Source organism: Streptomyces sp. NPDC020983, assembly GCF_044333485.1.
GTDB lineage: Bacteria > Actinomycetota > Actinomycetes > Streptomycetales > Streptomycetaceae > Actinacidiphila.
Genome location: NZ_JBIRRA010000044.1, coordinates 1 through 1218 on the forward strand (window position 1 = coordinate 1; position 1218 = coordinate 1218).

Here is a 1218-nt window from a genome sequence, read left to right on the forward strand (position 1 = left end):
ACAGGCCGCGTGCCAGGCGGTAGTAGGCCTGGTTCCAGCGGATCTCGTTGGCGAACTGCCGCGGGGTGGTAGCGGCGTCGATCAGGAGGAGCTCGGTACCCAGGATGTCGGCGAGGTCGGTGAGCTCCTCCGCACCGACCGCGGTGGACAGCACCGTGTGATGCGGCCCGCCCGCCGTCAGCCACGCCTCGGTCGAGGTCCGAAGATCAGGCTCCGGACGCCACACCGCACGCGCCACCGGAAGCGCCGGCAACGGCTCCACCGGAGCCACCACCTCGATGGTGTTGGCCACCAGACGGAAACGGTCACCCATGTCCGCCAGCCCCACCACCACACCAGGACCACCCGCCGCGTCGAACACCAGCCGCACAGGATCCTCACGCCCACCGATCCCCAGCGGATGCACCTCACAACTCGGCCGCCCCACCGCAATACTCGGACACACCTCCAGCATGTGCGCCCCCAGGATCAACTCCTCACCCGGCACCAGATGGTAGGTGTAGTCCTCCATGAAACTCGTACCACCCGGCAACCCCGCAGCCATCGCCTTGACCGTCGCCACCAACGTCGCGGTCTTCCAGTCCCCCTCACCACCAAAACCGTAACCGTCAGCCATCAAACGCTGCACCGCAAGCCCCGGCAACTGCCGAAGCCCCCCCAGATCCTCGAAATTCGTGGTGAACGCACCAAACCCCCCCTCCACCAAAAACGCCCGCAACCCCGCCTCGATCCGCGCCGCATACCGCAACGCACCATGCCGCTCCCCCCCAGCAACAAGCTCAGGAGCAAGCCGATACACCTCCGCATACTCCTCCACCAACTCACCCACCACCCCCTCCCCCACCGCATCCACCGCAGCCACCAGATCATTGACCCCATAGGTGTTCACCGACACCCCGAACCGCAACTGCGCCTCGACCTTGTCCCCCTCCGTCACCGCCACATCACGCATGTTGTCCCCGAAACGCGCCACCCGCAGCGACCGCAACACCGCAGCACCCACCGCCGCACGCATCCACGCATGAATCCGCTCCCCCACCACCGGATCCGACACATGACCGGCCACCGTCTTGCGCGCCACACCCAACCGCGACTGCACAAACCCGAACTCCCGGTCACCATGAGCAGCCTGGTTCAGATTCATGAAATCCATGTCGATACTCGACCACGGCAACTCCACATTCGCCTGCGTGTGCAAATGCAGCAACGGCTTACGCA

General features: G+C 65.5%; 1 protein-coding gene. It reads right to left on the bottom strand.

Annotation, left to right across the window (positions count from 1 at the left end):
- Positions 1 to 1218, bottom strand: a 1218-nt coding sequence (gene araA / locus ACH4SE_RS36445) for an L-arabinose isomerase (protein ID WP_398547883.1), incomplete at both ends; no start/stop codon positions are given.